This window comes from Robertmurraya korlensis (assembly GCF_023715225.1).
In the GTDB taxonomy this organism is placed as follows: domain Bacteria; phylum Bacillota; class Bacilli; order Bacillales; family Cytobacillaceae; genus Robertmurraya_A.
Window position 1 is genome coordinate 1 of sequence record NZ_JAMBNS010000180.1, and the last position, 255, is coordinate 255.

Genomic DNA, 255 nt, shown 5'->3' on the forward strand with positions numbered 1-255 from the left:
ATACACACTAGCCAACGTTTTAACTTTAAGAGCTAATCTTACTCTTTATTGGAGAGTTTGATCCTGGCTCAGGACGAACGCTGGCGGCGTGCCTAATACATGCAAGTCGAGCGGACCTTTGGGAGCTAGCTCCCAAAGGTTAGCGGCGGACGGGTGAGTAACACGTGGGCAACCTGCCTATGAGACTGGGATAACTCCGGGAAACCGGGGCTAATACCGGATAATTCTTTTCTACACATGTGGAAAAGCTGAAAG

At 49.4% G+C, this 255-nt stretch carries 1 rRNA gene; it reads left to right on the forward strand.

Annotated elements, in window-relative coordinates:
* Positions 1-45 precede the first annotated feature (45 nt).
* Positions 46-255, forward strand: a 16S ribosomal RNA gene (locus tag M3175_RS26250); the annotation flags it as partial.